Origin of the sequence: Craterilacuibacter sp. (assembly GCF_051659485.1) — a bacterium.
Taxonomy (GTDB): Bacteria; Pseudomonadota; Gammaproteobacteria; order Burkholderiales; family Chromobacteriaceae; genus Craterilacuibacter.
In genome coordinates, this window is the sequence record NZ_JBOFOO010000028.1 from 1 (window position 1) to 2,323 (window position 2,323).

Below are 2,323 nucleotides of genomic sequence, written 5' to 3' on the forward strand. Positions count from 1 at the left end.
GGGGTAATGGACAGGCGGTTACCGCGCTTGAGCACGGCCATGTCCGCCAAACCGGGGAGGGTACGCAGGGCGGCAGGGCTGAACAATGGCGTTTTAGCGACGAAGCGCACATCGACACAGACCCAGCGCGGCGCATCAGGCGTGGACTTCGGATCGTAATACCGGCTTTGCGGATCAAACTGCAAACTGTCGGCATGCGCGGCACATGCCACTTCGGCGATGCCGGCAATGCCCGGCGCCGGGCAGCTCGAATGCCAGAACAGCACCCTGTCCCCCGGCTGCATGCTGTCGCGCATGAAGTTGCGCGCCTGATAATTGCGCACGCCGCTCCATTCGAAGGCGCGTGCAGGCTCGCGCGCCAGATCGTCTATAGACGTATCGGCGGGCTCCGACTTCATCAACCAGTAACGGCGTTCCAAGTGCAAGCTCCATAAAAAATGCCGGCGATATGCCGGCATTGTGCGGATGCGGATGGATTCAGGCAAGACGGAATGCCCTTAGTCGAAGATACCGTGCAGGACATCGGCGATAATGGCCGTCCCTATCGCCACCAGCACCAGATCGCGTCCGGCCACCTGCCATTCATAGCCCGGATGGCGCGGCAATTCGTTCAGCAATGGCAGCGGCACCGCGCGCTTGGCAATGCCCGGCGGCAGCGGTTTGCCGCGGGCCAGATTCTTGCGTATGCCCGGCGGCAAGGACGCATAGCCGCCGATATCGATATGGCGCTCGCGAATAATGGCCTGCACCGCCGCCACACTAATCCCGGCGAGGATCAGGTCACGCGCGGCGTCATGGCCATCCACGGCGCGCTCGGCACCGCCTTTTTTACCCGACTGCGGATGCTTCTGCTGCTTGCCCTCATGCGCATGCGGATTGCCCTTGCCTTCGGGAGGGGCTGCCGACACCGGCGCACCGGCCAGCATCAACGACAACAAGGCACACAGGGTGGAGCGAATCAGCACAGACATCATATTTCCTTCATGCAGCGTAGTCATCAGGATAAATCGTCAGCCCAAGCGCCGCCAGCCATGGGGCGTCAGCCGGTACAGACCGGCCTCGGTCAATAGTGCATCCAGCCGCACATCCCAGCTCTCGCGCGGCACCGCTGCTACGCGCTGGCATTCGTAAGCCACGCCAACCAGCAGAGGGCCGCCGCTACGGCGCCGGCGGTAAGCCAGTGTCGCATCGTAAAAACCGCCGCCCTGCCCCATGCGGTAGCCCTCGTCATCGATGCCCAGTAGCGGCACGAACACGATATCCAGGTTTTCGGCACGTGCCAGCAGCCCGTCGTATTCGGTGATGCCGTAGCGCGGATGGGAAAACCAGCGGTCAGCCGCGCCAATGCGGGAAAACCACAAGCGACGGGCACGATGGGGAATGCGGGGTAAAAACAGGGTAGCGCCACGAAACAGGGCGGCACTCATCAGCGGTTCGAGATCGAGCTCGGAGCCGGCAGCCAGATAGCCGCCTATGCGCTTGCCGCGCCCCAATAGGCGTGCCGCATGGCGTACCAGTGCCTGGGCCGCTGCGCGGCGTGCATCACGCGACTTGGCCATGCGCCGACGGCGAAGTTCGCGCCGCAGCGCTTGCTTGTGACTGACAACAGAGGGATTCATCTTGGAAGAGGAACCCCCCGCGAGTGGCGATCCGGCAAAATCCGCTTGAACCCTGAACAAAGGGGGTCACGGGTCTTGTGTTTCGGGCGCTTCCAATAAGCCGGAGCGACACACCCACACATGTTAAAACCTGCAACCAAAGCGAACACATTGGTTCAAGGAAATTTATGAGCCTTCTCGCACACCGCAGGGGGATTTAAACCTTGCAGTGACCGGCCTGACTAAACGGGCCGGCTCTGATCAAGCGCCGTATCGGCTGCCTCGATCATTGAACGTATCTTACGTTGAAATTGCGCGATCTCCAAGCCTTCACCGACTTTTATCTTCAGCAGGTCGTGCGCGATATTGAGCGCGGCCATGATGGCGATCTTGTCGGTATCCATGATGCGGCCTGCACCCTGAATTGCATCGATCTTGCCGCTCAGCAAGCGCACTGCCTCTTGCAGCGTTTCCTGCTCTTCCGGAGGCGTCGCAATGGCAAACTGGCGTCCCAGAAGATTGACGTCTACCTGCACCAGATCACTCATTTTCAGGCTCTCCCGGCAAACGTGCGATCAGGGTCTCCACCCGCAAGCGCGTTTCTGCAACGCAGAACTTGAGTTCGGCATTTTCTTTCAGCACTTCGGCCAATACCGCAGCCATGCGCTCGTTCTGGCCATCCAGCTCGTGGATGCGTGCAATCAGCGCGGCAAACCGGCTTTCCA

General features: G+C 61.0%; 5 protein-coding genes and 1 other RNA gene. All 6 read right to left on the bottom strand.

Annotated elements, in window-relative coordinates:
- Window positions 1-419 (bottom strand): EVE domain-containing protein (locus ACRC1E_RS00855; RefSeq protein WP_438513219.1); only part of this gene is annotated, 419 nt, incomplete at its 3' end.
- A gap of 78 nt (window positions 420-497) precedes the next feature.
- Window positions 498-971, bottom strand: a complete 474-nt coding sequence (locus tag ACRC1E_RS00860; RefSeq protein ID WP_438513220.1) for an anti-virulence regulator CigR family protein — start codon at window positions 969-971, stop codon at window positions 498-500.
- A gap of 39 nt (window positions 972-1,010) precedes the next feature.
- The gene (locus ACRC1E_RS00865) at window positions 1,011-1,619 is read right to left on the bottom strand and encodes a 5-formyltetrahydrofolate cyclo-ligase (RefSeq protein ID WP_438513221.1); all 609 of its coding nucleotides are present in this window, start codon (window positions 1,617-1,619) and stop codon (window positions 1,011-1,013) included.
- A gap of 10 nt (window positions 1,620-1,629) precedes the next feature.
- Window positions 1,630-1,815: non-coding RNA, 6S RNA (gene ssrS / locus ACRC1E_RS00870), on the bottom strand.
- Window positions 1,816-1,840: 25 nt separating this feature from the next.
- Complete coding sequence (locus tag ACRC1E_RS00875; RefSeq protein ID WP_438513222.1) at window positions 1,841-2,146, bottom strand: cell division protein ZapA; 306 nt, start codon at window positions 2,144-2,146, stop codon at window positions 1,841-1,843.
- Window positions 2,139-2,323, bottom strand: a 185-nt coding sequence (locus ACRC1E_RS00880) for a hypothetical protein (protein ID WP_438513223.1), incomplete at its 5' end; no start/stop codon positions are given. The genes ACRC1E_RS00880 and ACRC1E_RS00875, both read right to left, overlap by 8 nt.